General features: G+C 48.6%; 18 protein-coding genes. 4 read left to right on the forward strand and 14 right to left on the reverse strand.

Translation table 11 applies throughout. From position 1 onward, the window contains the following. Positions 1-297 precede the first annotated feature (297 nt). The 7 genes from JW883_09140 to JW883_09170 form a co-directional block, all read right to left on the reverse strand. Complete coding sequence (locus JW883_09140; protein MBN1842426.1) at positions 298-1,272, reverse strand: ABC transporter ATP-binding protein; 975 nt, start codon at positions 1,270-1,272, stop codon at positions 298-300. Between the two features lie 69 nt (positions 1,273-1,341). Further along, the gene (locus JW883_09145) at positions 1,342-2,262 is read right to left on the reverse strand and encodes an ABC transporter permease subunit (protein ID MBN1842427.1); all 921 of its coding nucleotides are present in this window, start codon (positions 2,260-2,262) and stop codon (positions 1,342-1,344) included. Beyond that, entirely contained in the window at positions 2,252-3,052 is an 801-nt protein-coding gene (locus JW883_09150) for an ABC transporter permease (GenBank protein ID MBN1842428.1), read from the reverse strand. The genes JW883_09145 and JW883_09150 overlap by 11 nt, the downstream gene beginning before the upstream one ends. Positions 3,053-3,075: 23 nt before the next feature. Next, entirely contained in the window at positions 3,076-4,035 is a 960-nt protein-coding gene (gene modA / locus JW883_09155) for a molybdate ABC transporter substrate-binding protein (protein MBN1842429.1), read from the reverse strand. 132 nt (positions 4,036-4,167) lie between these two features. After that, positions 4,168-5,556, reverse strand: coding sequence for an alginate export family protein (locus tag JW883_09160; GenBank protein ID MBN1842430.1), 1,389 nt, complete (start codon positions 5,554-5,556; stop codon positions 4,168-4,170). 423 nt (positions 5,557-5,979) lie between these two features. Beyond that, positions 5,980-7,410, reverse strand: a complete 1,431-nt coding sequence (locus JW883_09165; protein MBN1842431.1) for a diadenylate cyclase — start codon at positions 7,408-7,410, stop codon at positions 5,980-5,982. 5 nt (positions 7,411-7,415) lie between these two features. Then, positions 7,416-7,715: a DUF2914 domain-containing protein gene (locus tag JW883_09170; protein ID MBN1842432.1), complete on the reverse strand. Its 300-nt coding sequence runs from the start codon at positions 7,713-7,715 to the stop codon at positions 7,416-7,418. A 574-nt stretch (positions 7,716-8,289) separates the two neighbouring features. Here JW883_09170 and JW883_09175 point away from each other — a divergent pair. Then, positions 8,290-9,438, forward strand: a complete 1,149-nt coding sequence (locus tag JW883_09175) for a CoA transferase (GenBank protein MBN1842433.1) — start codon at positions 8,290-8,292, stop codon at positions 9,436-9,438. On the opposite strand, the gene JW883_09180 is transcribed toward JW883_09175, so the two are convergent. Continuing rightward, entirely contained in the window at positions 9,435-11,207 is a 1,773-nt protein-coding gene (locus JW883_09180) for a HEAT repeat domain-containing protein (protein ID MBN1842434.1), read from the reverse strand. The genes JW883_09175 and JW883_09180 overlap by 4 nt on opposite strands. On the opposite strand from JW883_09180, the gene JW883_09185 reads away from it, so the two are divergent. The 3 genes from JW883_09185 to JW883_09195 are packed head-to-tail and all read left to right on the forward strand — an operon-like array spanning position 11,149 to position 12,993. Next, positions 11,149-11,754, forward strand: a complete 606-nt coding sequence (locus tag JW883_09185; GenBank protein MBN1842435.1) for a MotA/TolQ/ExbB proton channel family protein — start codon at positions 11,149-11,151, stop codon at positions 11,752-11,754. The genes JW883_09180 and JW883_09185 overlap by 59 nt on opposite strands. Continuing rightward, positions 11,751-12,170 (forward strand): biopolymer transporter ExbD, encoded by a 420-nt coding sequence (locus JW883_09190; GenBank protein MBN1842436.1) that lies wholly within the window; start codon positions 11,751-11,753, stop codon positions 12,168-12,170. Before JW883_09185 ends, JW883_09190 begins: the two co-directional genes overlap by 4 nt. A 16-nt stretch (positions 12,171-12,186) precedes the next feature. Then, positions 12,187-12,993 carry an energy transducer TonB gene (locus JW883_09195; GenBank protein MBN1842437.1) on the forward strand — a complete coding sequence of 269 codons (807 nt, stop codon included), beginning with the start codon at positions 12,187-12,189 and terminating at the stop codon, positions 12,991-12,993. Between the two features lie 41 nt (positions 12,994-13,034). Here JW883_09195 and JW883_09200 read toward each other — a convergent pair whose 3' ends face one another. The 6 genes from JW883_09200 to JW883_09225 form a co-directional block, all read right to left on the reverse strand. Continuing rightward, on the reverse strand, positions 13,035-13,670 hold the full coding sequence (locus JW883_09200; protein ID MBN1842438.1) for a CPBP family intramembrane metalloprotease: 636 nt from the start codon (positions 13,668-13,670) through the stop codon (positions 13,035-13,037). Positions 13,671-13,809: 139 nt separating this feature from the next. Beyond that, on the reverse strand, positions 13,810-14,667 hold the full coding sequence (locus tag JW883_09205; GenBank protein MBN1842439.1) for an NAD(+)/NADH kinase: 858 nt from the start codon (positions 14,665-14,667) through the stop codon (positions 13,810-13,812). A gap of 84 nt (positions 14,668-14,751) precedes the next feature. Further along, positions 14,752-15,276: a hypothetical protein gene (locus tag JW883_09210; GenBank protein MBN1842440.1), complete on the reverse strand. Its 525-nt coding sequence runs from the start codon at positions 15,274-15,276 to the stop codon at positions 14,752-14,754. 3 nt (positions 15,277-15,279) lie between these two features. Further along, positions 15,280-15,894, reverse strand: coding sequence for a recombination-associated protein RdgC (rdgC, locus tag JW883_09215; GenBank protein MBN1842441.1), 615 nt, complete (start codon positions 15,892-15,894; stop codon positions 15,280-15,282). A gap of 187 nt (positions 15,895-16,081) precedes the next feature. Next, complete coding sequence (locus JW883_09220; protein ID MBN1842442.1) at positions 16,082-16,318, reverse strand: CBS domain-containing protein; 237 nt, start codon at positions 16,316-16,318, stop codon at positions 16,082-16,084. A gap of 33 nt (positions 16,319-16,351) precedes the next feature. Next, a complete protein-coding gene (locus JW883_09225) occupies positions 16,352-17,173 on the reverse strand; it encodes a BtpA/SgcQ family protein (GenBank protein ID MBN1842443.1) in 822 nt (273 codons plus the stop codon). Between the last annotated feature and the right edge of the window lie 217 nt (positions 17,174-17,390).

The raw sequence follows: 17,390 nt of genomic DNA on the forward strand, positions 1-17,390 counted from the left end.
CCCCGGTCAAGCCGGGGAATGACGACTTTTGGCTTTTTTTCGCCAGGATCATATTGTTGTCAAGAAGTTACAGACACACTACACTAGTATCACAGTAAGACTGCGCAACTTGAACATCTTTCCCTCTATTCTGCCAAATGATATTATTTCCTGCCTCTACATGTGCGTTTCCTACGGTCTTTTAGGATGAGTTGCTAGATGCCAGATTAGGGCCAGCGGCACTGAAGCAATTTTTCACAAATCAGAAAACCAAGAATAGCAGGCTGTTGCAAGTCGGCTTCACGGTATGCAGGGAGTTCATTTCAACCGAGATTTCCTAATCACCACAATCTTTTCTGGTGGTATAGTTATTGTTACGTCGTCTCCTTTATTGTAATTTCTTTCGGTTGTACTATAAATAACAAAAGAAGGATTCATATCCACCGCTATCTCAGTGAAATACGGTTTGCGCATTGCACTTTTAACCGTTGCCGAAAAGACATTCTCCCCTTTAACATTTTCGTTTTTTACAATCGCAATACTTTCCGGCCTTATCGCCACGATTACATTTCCTTTGAATGGATTTTCTCTGACAAGCGACATTTTGCCCATTTTTATTGTGGAACCATCGGAAAAGCCATAGAATATATTTTGTGACTTGACAAACCGCGCTACAAATTCATCCTTAGGCGCTTCCATGACCTCTTTCAGCGTCCCGGTTTGGATTATCTCGCCGTCATTCATAATAACAACCTTGTCTGCAACATCTGAGGCCTCCTCAAAATTATGGCATACATGGATAAAGGTGCCATTGACAGCCCTTTGTATCTGGCGAAGTTCCCTCGCTAGCTCCGTCCTTAGGTTTTCATCCAAGGCACTTAAGGGTTCATCTAGAAGTAGAAGCCTTGGTTCCGTAGCCAGGGCACGGCCCATTGCCGCCCTTTGCTTTTCACCACCGCTTAGATTGAGCGGCATTCTATGTCGGATGTGATCGATCTTGAGCCGTGCAATCATTCCTGAGACAACACTATTAACATGCTCAGGCGGCATTCTCCTTGCCTCCAGTCCGTATGCAATATTCTTTTCTACCGTTAGATTGGGAAAGAGGGCATAATCCTGAGGAACATAACCGATGTTTCGCTCCTCCGTATAAAGAGGGGTTATATCCTCTCCGTCAACCAGGATGCTGCCGCCATCGGGCTGATAAATGCCGACGATATATTCAACCAGAACCGTCTTTCCTGCCCCGGTGGGACCAAGAATCGCCAGGTATTCACCCTTGTTTACCTTCAAATTGATATCTTGAAGATGAAATTCACCGAGATTGCCACTCAGATTTCTTATCTCAATCATAGCGTCTCCTTACCATACATATCCTTTTGCGCCGATCCGGTGCATCACGTAAACCGAAATCCCGCCTATCAAGACCAGAACAAAGGCCAGGGCAAAGCCATATTCAATATTACCGAACTCTACCTGGGCCCACACCGCTACGGAAACCCAATCGGCCTGATCCATTTGTAACAATTTAGTAAGATCAGAAAATCGTGAAGCAGGCAACTCCCGGAATGTCCCGCAGAAAAAGAGGACGGCGCTGAACTCAGCCATTGCCCTGGTCCAGGCCAGTATGATGCCGGCTATGATACCGCTTTTTGCCAAAGGAAAGGTTACCGTCTTGAAAGCCCTCCATCGGCTGCTCCCCAGGGACCTTGCCACCTGCTCAAACCGGGGATTCACACTGTCAAAGGTGGCCTTCCATGCGCTCAATCCCAGGGCAAAGGAAAGCACTAAGGATGCAATGACCATTCCGGGGAAGATGCTGTGGGCGAACCTGAATCCTAATGAATTCTGCAAGTTCCATAATGGTCCGTAGTTGAACATCACAATCAGACAGATCCCGATAACTGATCCAGGCATGACTATTAGCGATGAAAAAAGAACTTCAATTATAGATTTTGCTGGAATTCGATAACGTGAGAGGGCATAGGCAGTTGGAATGCCCAATATGGTGGCGATAAAGGTCGTGGTAAGAGTTATTGATAAGGTGAGGTTAAGCGACTTCCAAAAATAGGGATCTTTCCAGAAGCCTCCTGCAAACTGGTTTAAGATTTTCCTGTTTTCACCCCAGATATCAGTTATTTCGCGGGTTTTTATTGCTGCCTCGTTTACAAAGAGCTGATCTATATTACTTAAGAAAAGGTAGACAGAATAAAGGAATAGGAAACCGGCAAAACTGTAAAAAAAGGTATTAAAGATAGTTCTGGTGCGTCTCTTACCAGACACTGCTTCTTCCTCCAATCATTCTCATTGCCGATATCGCGGATACTGCCATCAGGATGCAGACGATGCTCATTGAGGTTACCCACCCCATCATACCTCCATTCCAGTCCAGATAGATGGCAAATGGCATAATATCTGTTTTTCCTTCTGTGGCCCCGACAAATAACATAAGCCCTTCCCACTCGGCGGCTGCCCGTGCCCAGACCACGATCATACTGGCGATAATCCCATTCTTTGCCATGGGAAGAACTACTTTAAAGAACGTCCGGAGGGAAGAAGCGCCTAAACTACGAGAGACCGACTCAAACCTGGTGGGAATCATATCAAAGCTTGCCTTCATCAGCCGGGCACAAAAGGCAGCGGTGACCGTAAACTGAACAAGGAGGACGCCGTATACATTTCTGCCAATATAGATGCCATAATATTCACTGATCCAATCAAAGGGAAACCTGGTAGTGATTCCAAAGAGAAATGCCCCTACTACCGCGGGAGAGACTACAATGGGAAGATCTATGATACTGGCGATAAGATAGCGACAGGGGAATCGAAATCGAGAAAGGGCATAGCCGGCGGGGATACCGACAAGCAAAGAAAAAGATGTGGAGATTGTTGACGTCCAGACGGTCAACCAGAAACGCTCCCACATCCTCGATTTTGAAAAGAAATATAGAGTGTCATGCCATCCCAGGTAGATCCAGTTGCTTGTCACGAGCAAGACATATATGGCCAGAATACTGCCAGCAGTTCCAACACAGAGAGCAGGCCACCATCCCCCTCGAGACCCCAGAGCCATTTGAATTCCTCCCTGTTTCAGACCTAATCTCCTGCCCTTTTTGTTTTTTTCTCTCTTAGAACTTCCTCTATTAAATCTCCAACAGTCTTTTCGTTAACTTGAAATGATTCATCCTTTACTGCCTTTGCTGCGTTTACCAGATATTCCATATCCTGATCGGTGGTCGCGTCCAGGCAGAAACCTTGTTTATCGACCGGAATGACCGGATTGACCGCATAGGCATGCTTATGAAAAATTGCCCTTCCCTCTTCTGATAGAATGAAATCCATCAACTTTTGGGCCTCCTCTTTGTATCTGGCAAACTTGAGCACACCCACCGGCAGCCTTATAATGCCCCGATACGTGTGTTCGATGGGGATGATCTCTACATCCCTAAGGTAGAGAACCGCAGTGGTTGCCCAGACGATGGTAGCATCGATTGCCCTGTGCTGAGCTGCGTTACCCAACTCCGGGATACACTTGGCGCTCATTGTTGCATTTTCCTTTACCTTCTCCCAGATCCCCGCTTTTTTGAAGGTTTTCTGATGCCAGATGCCAATGGCACACGCCCTTGGATTTCCGAGTCCAACCCTCACACCAGGCTTGGCGAAATCCTCTACTCTCTTTATGTTTTTTGGGTTCCCTTTGGGAGTGATAATCACGGTAACAAAATAGGCAGGGATGTCTGTTTCGGGATCGTAGTCGGTGAGAAAACCCCTTTCCACGGCTTGCAACAGATAAAACTCCTCACCGGGCATAAAGAGATCTCCTTGTTTTGACCTAGTGATATCAGCTATAAAGTATCCTGAACCCTTGTAGGAAAAGTTCACCTTAACATCCGGATGTTTCTTTTCAAAAATTTCCTTAATTTCATTTAGTGCCATACGCTGCCCGAGGCCTGCATGGAAAAGTAGTCTTTTTTCGCCTCCGTATGCCTGGGTAACGGTAACCAGCAAAAACAAAGCGATAACCGGGGAAAGCGCCAAATTTCTGATCTTGTTCATTTGAACCTCCTGTCTCTTGCTCAGAATCTATTGTTTCAAAAACTCCTTTTCTATTCGTTTTAATCAGTTCTTGACTGTACTCATCTCAAAGGCTTTGTGAGGAAGAATGTTTGCAGAGACTAAAGATTTCTATCAATCAAGAATGCCGCAAGAAAATTTATACATCCATTGCACGAAGATCCAGTTGGCTTCCTTGTCAGAGGCCAGGTTTTCGGCAAACTCGTCTGGCCAGAAATGGCCGTAACCGAGCTGGATTTCATTGCCTTTGGGAAGCTTCAATCTTCCTACAAGATCAAACTCCCTTCCCACTTTGTCCCCTGAATTGCCGCTCTTGTCCCGATATGCCTTGGAGTTGAGGTGCCAGGCGTCTTTTTCTTCCGCCAGCCAGAACTGGTGGTACTCTGCCTTAAAATAAAGCCAGTCCTTGGGTTTGACTTCCAGATTTATCTGGGCATCCTTTAGATTCTTCCAGTGAAACAGGTTCAGTCTCCCATACATCTTGTCCCTGGCCCCGAATGCCCCGTCAAATGTTTCACGTTTGCTGTCCGTGGGATCACTGTCTCCAGAAGCATAGCTGTATTCCACGCTGAGACGCGGTTTGAAGCCAATCTCTTCAAAGTTATACCCCATTGAAACATGATAACCATAGGCGTCGATATCATCATGAGCATAATCCCCATCCTGTTTTACAAAAGTAAAATCCACATCAAATCCTTCATAGTTTTTCTTGAAAATTCTAGCTCCCACATAATACGAATCAAGATCTCCGTATTGTCCATCTTCGCTTTTATACCTGTCGTGCTTGTTGGCCTTGGTCATAGCGAATGGCTCAAAAGAAATTCCCAAGAGCCTCTTTGGAAGCTCAAAATGGCCATAAAATCCGAAACTTTCAAACCCGTGATTGTGATTGAGGCTGCACACATCAGGATCATGAACCTGGGTTCTTCCGTAATATGCATCCACAAATCCTCCATCAAATTTATAAGCAAGCTTTCCGGCATCCCAGATCCACCTGCCTGTGTTTCCCCATTGGCCAGGCCCGAAGATCCTCTTGTTGCCATAGGCAATAACCTGCCTTCCGAGTTTTATACTGAAGGGTAAAATTTTCTTGATCTCCAGGTAAGTATTGTAAAGTTCCCAACGATCTTTATAAGGGTTGTGCTCTCGATCAAACTGACTGTTATAGAAATCGCGCTCCTCAAGGGCTGAATCCCAGATTTCTGAGTCCTGCATCCATACGGCCAAGTGAACGATTTGATTCGGATAGTAATCAAGCCCAAATCGGAATCTCCCAAGAAGGAATCCATCATTCGATTCCCCATTCGCTGGCTCATCTCCATAATACTTGGCATTGAAGTTATCTTGATATTCATACCGAAAGCGGACGTTGGCCCCGAATGTGAGGTTCTCCCCGGATTGGTTTTCTCTCTTCTCCTTTGCTAGGCTGGTGCCGTAAACCCCATGGAGCAAAAGAATTGTAACTCCAATAATCAAACAAACGCATCTCAATTCAAATCTCACAATTTATGTCCTTTCGCAGTGTTAGAAGCCTGTTCCAAAAATAAAGAACACCTGACCCTGTAATCATGTCTATGGATGCAAGGGCTAACAGTGAAACCGCACTAGGGATGTGGATTATATCCGGCCGGATACAGATATCTCCTATGACATAGCTATGCTTTATTGTCAAGATAAAACGTGCTTAGAAATTGAGCACCTTATACGAACGAATAATAACCTATAGTGATGCTACATGGCACAGGAAGACAAGGACATAACAGGCGGAACCGAGATGTAATCAGGCGGCACCGGGGAGATCTGCAACCGCTTTGGCCTCATTGGCTGCTGAGTGAATCAGCGCAAGGCAATTATATCTTGAGAACTATTAAAGGAGATTCTTGACCGGCATGCTCACCGCCTTGGACTCCGAGGGGGGAACGATTTTCACTTTTCTTCTATCACATACTGAGCCGTAATACTGTCCTTTGACCCAGTTGCAATCTTCAAAGACGGTGGGTGGAGCGCCAGCTTCGCGCTAAGGGTTCCAGACCTTTTGAGGTAATCAAGGCGAATCCTTTCCGTATAGATCGTTGAGATATTTTTCAGAGTTTGCTCCCCGCCGACTACTATTATGGTGTCAGGAGTCACCGTCACCCTCGTAAGCACTAAATGCTCAGGTAGCTTACCAACCCAGTCAAGCTGTACGGCCAACACCTTTTTCACCAGCACATCCAGAGCCACCTCGACACCCGGGGGTTCGATTTCTCTTAGAATCACACCAGGCGGCAAATCGATGTCTTTGGCTGTGATTGCAAAGGTATTTTGTCCCACAAGGGCTCTGCTTAGGTCCAGCTTCACCCGAACCTGCTCGGGTCCAATGGATCTCATAAGACCGCCTGAGCCACTCAGATCAAGATGAACGGTGTTTACGGACGTCGCAACAATCTCCATCTCGGGATCACGATTCATATATTCTATGGGAATTTCAAGCGTCACAAGGCTTTCGAGACCCCGTGTAAAGCTAAACCAGGCTGCAGTTATCAATGCCACTGAAACAAGAGCTGCTACGGCAAGCTCGAGCTTTTCTCTTCTCAAATAGCCCCATTGCCTTTCAGTTGTCCCGAGATGTTCTCGCAATGTCTGAACAAGCTCTTCCTTTTGGTCAATTACCCGTATTTGAGAACCCTTTGCCACAGCGACATCGCCAGTTTCCTCAGACACGAGCACGACCAGGGCATCTGTGGTTTCAGCCAGTCCGGCCGCAGCCCTGTGACGAGTCGCGTAATGTGAAGGGAGGTCGTCTCGGTGTGACAGAGGCAGGATAACGCCCACATGGGTGACACGATCGCCCTGAATAATGGCGGCACCGTCGTGGACGGGGTTGTCGTGCCAGAATATGCTCATGATCATCTCTTTGGATACCAATCCATGCCAGGGCTTGCCGCTATGGGCCACTTCTTCCAGATGATCCTTGCCTGGAAAGACAATCAGGGCGCCAACATGCCTTTGTGCGAGTTCATGAAGCGCTTCCGCTATTATCTGTATGGGAGTCTTTACAGGCCTGTGTGGGATTCCCCACAAGACGGACTTCAGGGTCCTTGTCTGGAGAACGCATCGAATCTCGTTCCTGAAAATGACTATGATGATGAAGGCGGCGGCGGCAGTAATACCCTGAAGTACCCAGCTTGCTAAAATCAGCCCCAGTGAGACAGCTATCCTTTGGAAAAACCAGAAAGATGCAATCGCGACAAGCACCCTGAATACAATGGTCCCCCTGAAAAGCGCGTAGAGGCGAAATAAGATATAGCTGTTTAGAACTATATCAACAACGTCTTGCCATCGGAGACTGGAGAACAATAGAAAAAGCTTATCCATGCGAGTCAGTCCGTTATGCTGAACCTCAAGGTTCGAAGAACGCGGCCCTCCTCGTCCCTGATTTCCACATGCCACGGTCCTTTGTCGGCCTCTCGAAGGTGGACACTGCTAAATGTTGACCAGCGAGGAGGCTTGAGCGATAATTTTACTCTTGTGCTGTACCTGTCGCGGTAAAACCAGTAGTGGTAGATAAAAGTCTCTTCGGGCACTGGATCGAAAGACGAAAAACATAAGACCCTTCCGATTTCGATAGGAAAAATAATTGCCTGACCCTGGGGGGCATGCTCTTTTATCTGTTCACACATTGCTGCCCGAACCAGAGTCAATCCCTTAGGCACTGCACTGGATGAAGAGGCCGCCTTATCTTGCGGTATCGCCTGTGAGGAGAGGAACACATCCACACAAACGAGTATTAGGAGGAATATATAAGGTCTGTATCTTGTTGCCTTGCTCATAGCCAGAACACCTTGCCGGAGTGAGTACAAAACAAGAGTTTGGGATAACGTATTATGCATAGCATTGCTGCTTGCCGGCGGCAACTACTTAACATCAACGGCTTGGTAAAAAAAGCCCAGGTTTCCCCGCCCACAATTGACGAACTAGCAAAGAGTTTCAACAATTTGTCGTTTCGAGCGAAGTTAGAAATCTTTTCGATGTAGCATACTGAAAAACATTAGATTTCTTCCCGCTAATAGCGGGATCGAAATGACACATCCACTAACATAGAACTATAAAACAAAAGTCCGTCCTTCTCTATGGCCCACGGGCAACGGGCACGCCCCAATTGAACGTTTTCGCCCAATTGGGGTTTGACAAAACCCATGATTTCACCTAGATATACTTTGCGCTGAGGATATGTTGAAACAGGGAGGAAAAAACATGTCAGCACAGGGCGCTTTATCAGGAATAAAGGTTTTGGATCTCTCACGTTTACTCCCTGGTCCTTTTTGCTCCATGATTCTGGCAGACCATGGAGCGCGCGTCATTTCGGTCGCCCACAAGCGTTTCATCTCTGATGGGCTCTTTCTTGACACTGTCAACAGGAATAAGGAGCATATGAGTCTGGATCTGAAGACCGAGGAAGGCAAGGAGATCTTTTTTCGTCTTGCCAGGGAGACAGACGTAATCCTGGAGGGCTTCAGGCCTGGAGTTGTCCATAGGCTGGGCATTGATTACGACACTATTAGAAAAATAAACCCCGGAGTCATATACTGCTCCATTTCAGGGTATGGCCAGACAGGCCCTCTCAGGAATCGGGCAGGACACGACGTGAACTTCTTGGGCGTCTCAGGTGTCCTTGACCTCATAGGCGAATCAGATCGCCCCCCTTCTATCCCGGGGATTCAGATAGCCGATATTGCAGCAGGGGGAATGTATGCGGCAATCGGCATCCTGCTGGCGTTACAATCCAGGATAAAATCCGCAAAGGGTCAATACATCGATATCTCAATGACCGATGGAATGGTGAGTTTTTTGCCCATCGCCCTGTACTTGAAGCAACTCACCGGTCAGGCTCCCCAACGCGGCGACAACCTCCTTTCCCATCGCTACGCATGCTACAATATTTATGAAACAGCAGATGGTCGCTATTTTTCTATCGGAGCCATCGAAGAGCACTTCTGGAAGCGTCTTTGCGAACATCTGGGCGTTCCGGAATATGCGTCTCTACAATTTGACGATAGTCGCAGGGAAGAGATCTTGGATTTCATGCGCACTACCTTCAGGAAAAGGAACCTGGACGAATGGGAAGAAGAACTGGTGAACTTGGACGTCTGCTGGACTCCGATCCGGAATCTGGAAGAGGTGCTTCAAGATCCGCTTTTTCGAGAACGGGAGATGATAGTTGAAATCACGGGCAACGACCAAAAAAACGTCACGGTACTGGGCGTCCCCATCAAGTTGAGCGACACACCCGGAGCCATCCGAACACCTCCGGTCCGTTTTGGAGAAAACACAGCCTCGATACTCCGGGAAATCGGATATACGAAAGAAGAGATAGATGACCTTTCGGAAAAGGGCGTGATTTAATTTCCATCCAGAAATGGCCCTTTTCCGCGTGGCAAGGCACCCTTTTTTCTTTGCTTCCATCCCAGATGCCTGAGAGCTCTGTAAGCATACCACTGATTATACCAGTGATCGGAGGTCTCTATCCTTTTCAGGATTTCCTTGACAGCTCTCGGATCTCCCCTTTGACCCAGGGCATGAAGAGTCATGGAGACTACGTTGGGATGAGGGTCATCCAGTAATGCCAGGAGATCTTGATACGTTTTTGGGTCGCGGCTTGCGCCCAAAGCCCTTGCCAGCCAGTAGCGCTCGGGAAGATGCGGGCTTGCCAACATCTTCCGATAGGACCGAAGGTTCCCGATCTCAAGGCCTTCGCTTACCACAGTCCTTAAGGCTTGAACCCTTTGTTGCCAGCAGTCGGAGTCCAAGGCTTTGGATAAGTCGGCTGTCTGGAGGGCCTTTGAGCGTCCGACACGAAGTGGAGCCAACAGGGCCAAGCCGATTAGGAAACAGAGGAGCGCAGCAACCGCCGCAGAACGCATAGGGCTCAGCAAAAAGCCTGACACAAGCTGGATCACGGCGAAGACCATGACATACAGGAGGACAGGAAACCCCACCAGAAGGCATACGATGGTGGCCTGCCGAAAAAGGGCGTGTCTGTCGGTTTTTGCGGAAAATTGCCGCAGCGCCTTATTCGGCTGGGCGAAAAACTCTTTGAAGGTGAACTGGATAACGGTTTTGCCATGATGCTCAAAAACGAGTCCATCTTTAGCTTCCACAATCTCAAGGTCAGTCGCAACACCTGTATCCAGAGATAGATAGTCGCAATTTAAGAGCGCATTTTCCATATGTTGGGCAACCTGTTTGTCCTTTATCGCGGTCAGCCGACATGTCTTAAGCGTCTTTTGATCCAGGGTCTTAAAGACCTCCGCTGGATAGAGAGTGTATCGATAGTAAAAATCATCGACTTTTTTCCCCACGGGATTGGATAACAGCAGGTAATCTCGGATATCCAGAAACAAGAAGCGATCCGCATGGACCGTCCATATTATGGTCAGCAGGAGAATAGGAACAATGTGGACCAGCCTGTTAAACCATATTTTTTTCTCATCTTCAGGAGGCATCCACTTCAAGGTGGCTGTAAAGACCAAAAGGGGAGTCACAAGGAAATACGAGGCCACTATCGGCGAAAGACCCTTGCCGTTTACTGCGACAATGGCGCCTGCCCACAGGATCAAAACGGGCAGCAAAAGGGCCTTATTTCTTCTGAAGATGCGATCCCAACACCAGGCAAAGGCTACGGAGAAGATAGAAAGACCTGCGCCAAGACTGAGCGTGAAAAACAACCCTCCGTAGAAGGCGGGTCCAAGTTCTTTGAGCGTGGGCATGATCTGTTGATTGGGAACGGCGAGATAGCCTGCCGCTGCGATAGCTGTGACGGTCCGGTACAGCCCGGCATTGGACAGATACACGTGCAGCGTAGCCAGGACCTGTGTTGTTAACAACCCCAGGAGGACGGCCCGGGCAACATAGGAGATTCTATTCATTCTGAAATGGAGACCTCTGTGATTGGTGGCCCTGTTGTTGATTACCTCTTCATTTAGCTGTATAAGGCTCTTATCACGGGATACGCATTGTTTATAGCGCTTTTTGCAGTTAACAGGTGGCGAGGCCAGGAGTTTTCCCGAGGTGTACACAATAATGGCGCCAACCACGACAGGAGTTTGAGTTATGATCTTTGATATGTTCCAGAAGGGGGGAGTCGTGATGTATCCCCTCCTTGCATGCTCCATGATCTCCCTAACGATAATTCTGGAAAGAACTCTCTTCTGGATACGGGAGAATAGGCGTGCTGACAGAACCCTCGTTGATCAGGTGCTTGAGCTGGCTCGCTTGAAAAAATACGAGGAAATCAGGACGAGCACCAAAGACGCTGGCGATTATGTGATCAGGGTGCTTGTGTGTGGCCTGGTTCACAGGAATTATTCGCTTTCCAAGGCCATGGAGGCAGCAGCAATAGAAGAAATCAAGAGAATGAAAAGATATCTTCCCGTACTGGATACCGTGATCACTGCCGCCCCCCTGCTTGGCATTCTCGGCACGGTTATCGGCATCATACATTCCTTTGACATGCTCGGAAGAGCAGGCATACAGAACCCGCAGGCCGTCACTGCTGGGATTGCCCAGGCCCTGCTCACGACTGCCGCAGGTTTGCTGATAGCCATTTTTACACTGTTTCCATACAATTACTTCGTGACGAAGGTGGAAAAGGCAGGAAATCGGATTGAGAAGCATGCGACAACCCTCGAGATCCTCCAAAAAGGGGACGGCAGCGAATGAACCTGCGATTCAAACACAAAAGCCCGCGTATCGAACTAATTCCTCTCATCGACATTATCTTCTTGCTTCTTGTATTCTTCATATATTCCATGCTTTCCATGGTTGTATACAGAGGAATACCGGTCACGCTGCCTGCTGCTGATAGCATTGAAACGCAGAAAGGGGAGAGTCTCGTCATCACGATTGATAAAAACGGAGATGTCTTTGTGGACAAGGAGCCCACTGCCGGCCGGGAGATCCTTTGCCGCCTCAAAAGGGAATATGCAGCCTTTCCCGAGAAGACCGTCATTATTTCAGGACACAGGCAGTCGCCGTACAGGGTCTTTGTGGATGTTCTTGACAAGGTCAGGCTGGCGGGATTCCAAAAGGTCTCCATGGAAGCAAGGCCGAAGGAAGCCGACGCCACCGGTCGCTGATTGCGAGGTCTTGATAATGAAAAGGGACATTGTCCTATCAGCCATCATATCCCTGGCAGTTCATGTATCCGTGTTGAGCGCACATCTGCCGAGAAGCAGCAGCACAGGATGGGATGCGCATGCCCCGGTATCGCTCTCGATCATCCGTCCCAAGAGGGTCGTGCCCGCACCGTCTTCCCCCAAGGCGTCTTCTGAGACCGCATTGAAGCCTGATCTCCTGCCAAAGCGCAGGGCCGTGCGTAAGCGAATCCTCGTTCCGAGATCGATGCGAAGCCCCAAAAAAGACCTCACGGCCAAGCCTGCCCCCAAGAAAAAGAGCGCTAACCTGAACAGGCTTAAGGATCTCATGAAACATGCACCAGAGCCCTGCCCGGCAGGGAGGGATGAAGCGACTGGGGAGCCTTCTATTGACCATTTATCAAAGACGCCAGATAAAATGATCGGGACAGGATCGTCTTTTGAAACAGCGTCGATCCCGAAGGGCGCCATCACGGGTGAGCGGGAAATCGTTGGAACACTTAAGGGGAACGGATCAGAAAAGGGGATTCTCACGTATGCCACACCCAAATACAAAGAGAATCCTCGCCCAACCTATCCCAAAGTTGCCAGGAGAAGGGGCTATGAGGGGTCCACGCGCCTTAAAGTCGAGGTCCTTGAAAGCGGCAAGGTCGGACGAATAGAGATAGCATCATCATCGGGTTTTGAGCTGTTGGACAAGGCGGCCCTGGAATCCGTAAAGAACTGGACCTTCACCCCTGGCACAATAAGTGGAGAAAACATAAGGCAGTGGGTCATGGTGCCGGTCAGATTTTCTTTGAGATAACAAAGCCATTGAAATTCCAAGAAGCCAAATCCAGAAGCGATTCATTGCATCACAAGGGAAATGCCGAAAATAGCCATATTGCCGAGCACATGAATCGTGATGGGAACCATCAAGTTCCCCGCCACCTCGTAGGCCACGGCAAAAAGTAGGCCTCCCACAATCTGGGTCAGTGGGACCCCGGAACCGGTGGCATGGCATAGGACAAAAATCAAGGCGCTACCGAAAAGGGCAACCAACATACCCCATCGTCTCAGGAAGCCGTAAATAATTCCCCGAAAAAAGACTTCTTCTGCCAAAGGGGCTACCAGACCGCCCACAAAGAAAAACAGAACTATCTCATGAGTGCCGTGCGGAAGATCGGTTCTGATGAGTTTCAAGGGAGGGATGTGTCCCGCATGCAGAATGGCAAAGCCAAAAATGGCGCACAGCCCAAAAGCAGCCGACCAGATCACCCCCTTCTTCAGCCCGGTAAAGATTTTGTCTGGAGCCAGCCCGACGGATGACATGCCTTGGGCCCAGATTGAAACAATCAGAACAAAGAGAAATATTTCAAGAAGACGTGCTATCAGGAGGGCATGCAACGTCTTGGCGAGGAAAATCCCGGTAGCCGTTTCAACGGCCACGATAGCAACAAGGGATAAGAACAGGATTCTTGTTTCGATTATCTTTACCGCCATGGGGGATTCTGATTAACGCAACTTCTCAAAAAGTTCGGGCAGCGCGGTTGCCATGAGTGCCGGGGGATAAAGGCCTTTTCTTCCAGATTATTGAGAACCTACTGATTAACATGATAACGAGGTGGGCGAATGGGAGTTGCTACCGTCCACTCCAACTCAGTTTCGCTTTTAGCATGTCATAGTAGCTTTGGCCGGCCATCTTGATCATCTGAATCGTATGCGGCGCCTTGCGAATAATGATGGTGTCTCGGTGGGTTACATGGAGGCCAACCTGGCCGTCAAAGGTCAGAAATATGTTTGAGTCTCTTTCTTCGAGACTGATCGTGATTGTCACAGTATCGGGCACGATCAGAGGGCGATTAATCAGAGTAAAGGGACAAATCGGAGTGAGAATGATCGTTTTCAGGGACGGGTATACGATAGGGCCGCCTGCTGAAAGGGAATACGCGGTGGACCCTGTGGGGGTGGCTACAACGAGACCGTCCGCCCTGAAAGTCGTTAGATAGTAATCGTCAATGAAAGCATGGATATGGGCAATGCGTGCGAGAGCCTCTTTGTTGATCACTACATCGTTCAGTACGGTCTGGCATGCGACTTCCTCGCCGTCACGAACAACTTGTGCCGACAACAGGATTCTCTCTTGGGTTGCATAGTCGTCCTTGATGGCTTTTTCCACGGCAGGAAAAAGCTGATCCACCGGGACATCTGTCAGGAACCCAAAAGCCCCAAGGTTTACGCCCAAGACAGGGATACCCGTGTCCTGAACCCATCGGATGGCGCTGATGAAAGTCCCGTCACCACCCAACACCGCAATAAACGACAGATCAGAAGGGGCCTTTTCAATGTTTTCGACCAGACAGTCACGTGCAGTAATCGGCGTAGGGATATTCTTGCGGATGAGGACCCGAATTCCTTTTGCCTTCAGCCAGGTCTCCAGTTGATCCGCCTTGGCAATGGCCTCTTTCTGGTCCTTGACGACAATGCCTATCCTCTTCATGGGCATGACCTTGTTGCGAAGGTTTAAAGTTCATCCACTACATAACAAGATTTGAAGAGGCCGTCAAACCCGAGCCCTGCTATTTCATGCATACATCCATTGCCTGATGAGGGGGACAACCCTTTTGTCCCAGTCCTCTGACACCCTCAATGTTATGAATTCCTTGAAGAGATTGTCCGTCAACTGGAAGGCCTTTTCATAAAGGTATACCTTTTCAAGCACCGCTCCCTCCAAATCCTCTTGTGACTCCACAGATCCTGTCTGGGGGCACTTGAGCCCGGCCATGTGCAGGCTTTCTGCCTTGACGGTAAAGCGCCACTCTTGATCACCCGTCTTACAAGAAAGATTAAGCTCTGTCACGACGGCCCCTTTCTTCAGCGCCAAAATCCCCTCTTCAAGGCCTGCATCGTCGCCCTTTATGGTAATGCTTTCCACCGTATCCTTTTGCTTGTTCACAAGCACAATACGATTGCCGATTCCCAGCGATACGGGTTCTTGCTCGAGTTTTGTTATCTCATCTTGATTTTTCTCCATAGCAAACCATAACCACGTCAGGTACTCGTACCCCAAGAATTTATAACGATTGTATGAAACGGCAACATCAAGCATAGGTTACTCCGTAAAGGCTGTCGCAGAAAGTCCGACCAGGATATCACGCTGTGTATCAGAAAGGCCCATCACCAGATCAGCGGTGGTGTATGGAAAGAGCCGGATAAGGGGAAGCTGAAATGACCTGAAGAACGATGTCTCCAACTCTTCATTGGCTGATTTCAGAGTCGAGAAAAACCACAAAGATGACTCTTCATAATTCCATATCAGATCATAAACGTTGGGAGTTGCAGGAATACGCAATGTCAGAACACCTATGACTTGTTCTTTTATCACCCTTTTTTCGTCGCGTGACAAATATTTTCGTCCAGTCGCAGCAAGCCGCCTGGCCGTTTCTATGGCACAGTGTTTTTTTATGAGTGAGGAGGGAACGGTTTTCTTGTCTATTCTTAATGAAAAGACAAAATAGGTGCCGATAAGAAATGACGAACCATCAAAATCAGGGTCAAATGGCTTGTCAAATGATGTCCAACCCACAGTCTTATCTGAAATATCATCATCTACATTTGGGATGGCATTTTTCTTAAGGCACTTGGCCATTGTTTCAAGAACAGGCTTCTCAAGTTGGCCTTCAACTCTGTACCGCGTGACAGAAACAGTAGATGATAAAAGCCCCATGATTCTGCTTTACCTCCGTTCTTTCTTTGCCGAGGGACACCCTCACGAAGACCGCTTGCGAGGCCCCTGATTTCAAAGAACAAAACCTAAGAGATCAGGGGGGCTGTGTCAAGACCAAAGTCCTCGGACGTTCAGTTTGGAAGGGAACAATCAGGCATTGGGAACTACCGCCCGCAAGTCATCTTGCTTACGATCCGGACACGAGCATTCTCAGGACATCCCCTTTTCCCACGATTCCCACGAGATCTCCCTTATCCACCACAGGGAGGGTGTGGAAATTCCTGTCCACCATGATACTACCCACCTCCTCAATACTCGCATCGGGCCGGACAGTGACTGAATTTGAACTCATGGCATCGGCCACGGTCGTAGCGGTGATCTTCCGAACCTCCTTTTCGAGATGCTTCGTGGACGTCCCCCTCATTATTCCGTGTTTCAGTGTTGATGCAAATCTCCGTTAACCGTCGCTGCGAATCGATCGGATTCTTTTCATGAAATCAGAGGTTCGTTCAAAGTCCACCCGATTGCGCCAGTTGCCACCCTCCTTAAAGCTGCTCCCCACAATCGCTCCATCTGACAAAGGAAAAAGCTCTTCGAGATTTGTTAATGAGAGCCCACTTCCGATCAGAAGAGGAATAGATGCTCCTTTTTGTATCCGTTCAATATCTTCCACGGTAGGAGCCGAACCCGTCTTCAATCCTGTGACGATTATTGCGTCAGCACCGCAGTCTTCCACATCGCGAGCCTGTTCTTCCACGGAGAGATCCGATAGAATGTAGTGACTTCCGTGCTTCACATGAAAGTCCCCAAAGATCATCATGTCGTCCGCCCTCAAGTGTCTACGATATCGAAGGGCTTCAGGGCCTGCCGCCTCTATAATGCCACTGTTTGAGATATAGGCATTTGCCAGTTCAAAGGCCCGAACCCACTTTGCACACACTGCCACAGCCACGGCTAATGCCTGACACACCCCGTTAATGTGGCAATTGATCCCCACCGGAATCTTCACCTTCTGCAGAATAGCACTTGCTGCCGCTGCAAGTCCAGCCACGGTCTCTGGGCCTATGCGCTCAGGCTTGCAGTATGGCAAGTCCCACATATTTTCAATCTGAAGCCCGTCCACCCCCGCCCCTTCGAGCACTAACGCCTCTTCTTCTGCTCGCTCGAAAACCCTATTCATGCCCCCTTCCCTATAACGCGGAGAGCCAGGAAGTGGGAGGAGATGGACCATCCCGATGATCGGTTTTGATGTTTTAAACAGTTCTTTGAATTTTCCCATAACTACCCCCATCAGGGTTCATACCGGCAATTTTCGTATCCGTTCAAGGCAATAATTTCCCAACTTAACCACTCAACTGTTTGACTATCTCTATACTTATTTACCACTGGGGACATGCCCCTCATGCGCTGGCAACTCAGAGCGCAGAATTAACGTCCGCTTCCTGCCCATCGGGATGAATCTTTATTTTCCCTAACTGAACCGTCCTGACCATCTC

The sequence above is a fragment of the Deltaproteobacteria bacterium genome (assembly GCA_016930875.1).
Classification (GTDB): domain Bacteria; phylum Desulfobacterota; class Desulfobacteria; order Desulfobacterales.

Excerpts from the sequence above, each read along its gene's own strand:
- JW883_09150 (MBN1842428.1), bottom strand. The coding sequence starts at position 3,052 with ATGGCTCTGGGGTCTCGAGGGGGATGGTGGCCTGCTCTCTGTGTTGGA.
- modA (MBN1842429.1), bottom strand. The coding sequence starts at position 4,035 with ATGAACAAGATCAGAAATTTGGCGCTTTCCCCGGTTATCGCTTTGTTT.
- JW883_09165 (MBN1842431.1), bottom strand. The coding sequence starts at position 7,410 with ATGGATAAGCTTTTTCTATTGTTCTCCAGTCTCCGATGGCAAGACGTT.
- JW883_09170 (MBN1842432.1), bottom strand. The coding sequence starts at position 7,715 with ATGTGTGAACAGATAAAAGAGCATGCCCCCCAGGGTCAGGCAATTATT.
- JW883_09175 (MBN1842433.1), top strand. The coding sequence starts at position 8,290 with ATGTCAGCACAGGGCGCTTTATCAGGAATAAAGGTTTTGGATCTCTCA.
- JW883_09180 (MBN1842434.1), bottom strand. The coding sequence starts at position 11,207 with ATGGAGCATGCAAGGAGGGGATACATCACGACTCCCCCCTTCTGGAAC.
- JW883_09190 (MBN1842436.1), top strand. The coding sequence starts at position 11,751 with ATGAACCTGCGATTCAAACACAAAAGCCCGCGTATCGAACTAATTCCT.
- JW883_09195 (MBN1842437.1), top strand. The coding sequence starts at position 12,187 with ATGAAAAGGGACATTGTCCTATCAGCCATCATATCCCTGGCAGTTCAT.
- JW883_09200 (MBN1842438.1), bottom strand. The coding sequence starts at position 13,670 with ATGGCGGTAAAGATAATCGAAACAAGAATCCTGTTCTTATCCCTTGTT.
- JW883_09205 (MBN1842439.1), bottom strand. The coding sequence starts at position 14,667 with ATGAAGAGGATAGGCATTGTCGTCAAGGACCAGAAAGAGGCCATTGCC.
- JW883_09210 (MBN1842440.1), bottom strand. The coding sequence starts at position 15,276 with ATGCTTGATGTTGCCGTTTCATACAATCGTTATAAATTCTTGGGGTAC.
- rdgC (MBN1842441.1), bottom strand. The coding sequence starts at position 15,894 with ATGGGGCTTTTATCATCTACTGTTTCTGTCACGCGGTACAGAGTTGAA.
- JW883_09220 (MBN1842442.1), bottom strand. The coding sequence starts at position 16,318 with ATGAGGGGGACGTCCACGAAGCATCTCGAAAAGGAGGTTCGGAAGATC.
- JW883_09225 (MBN1842443.1), bottom strand. The coding sequence starts at position 17,173 with ATGGGAAAATTCAAAGAACTGTTTAAAACATCAAAACCGATCATCGGG.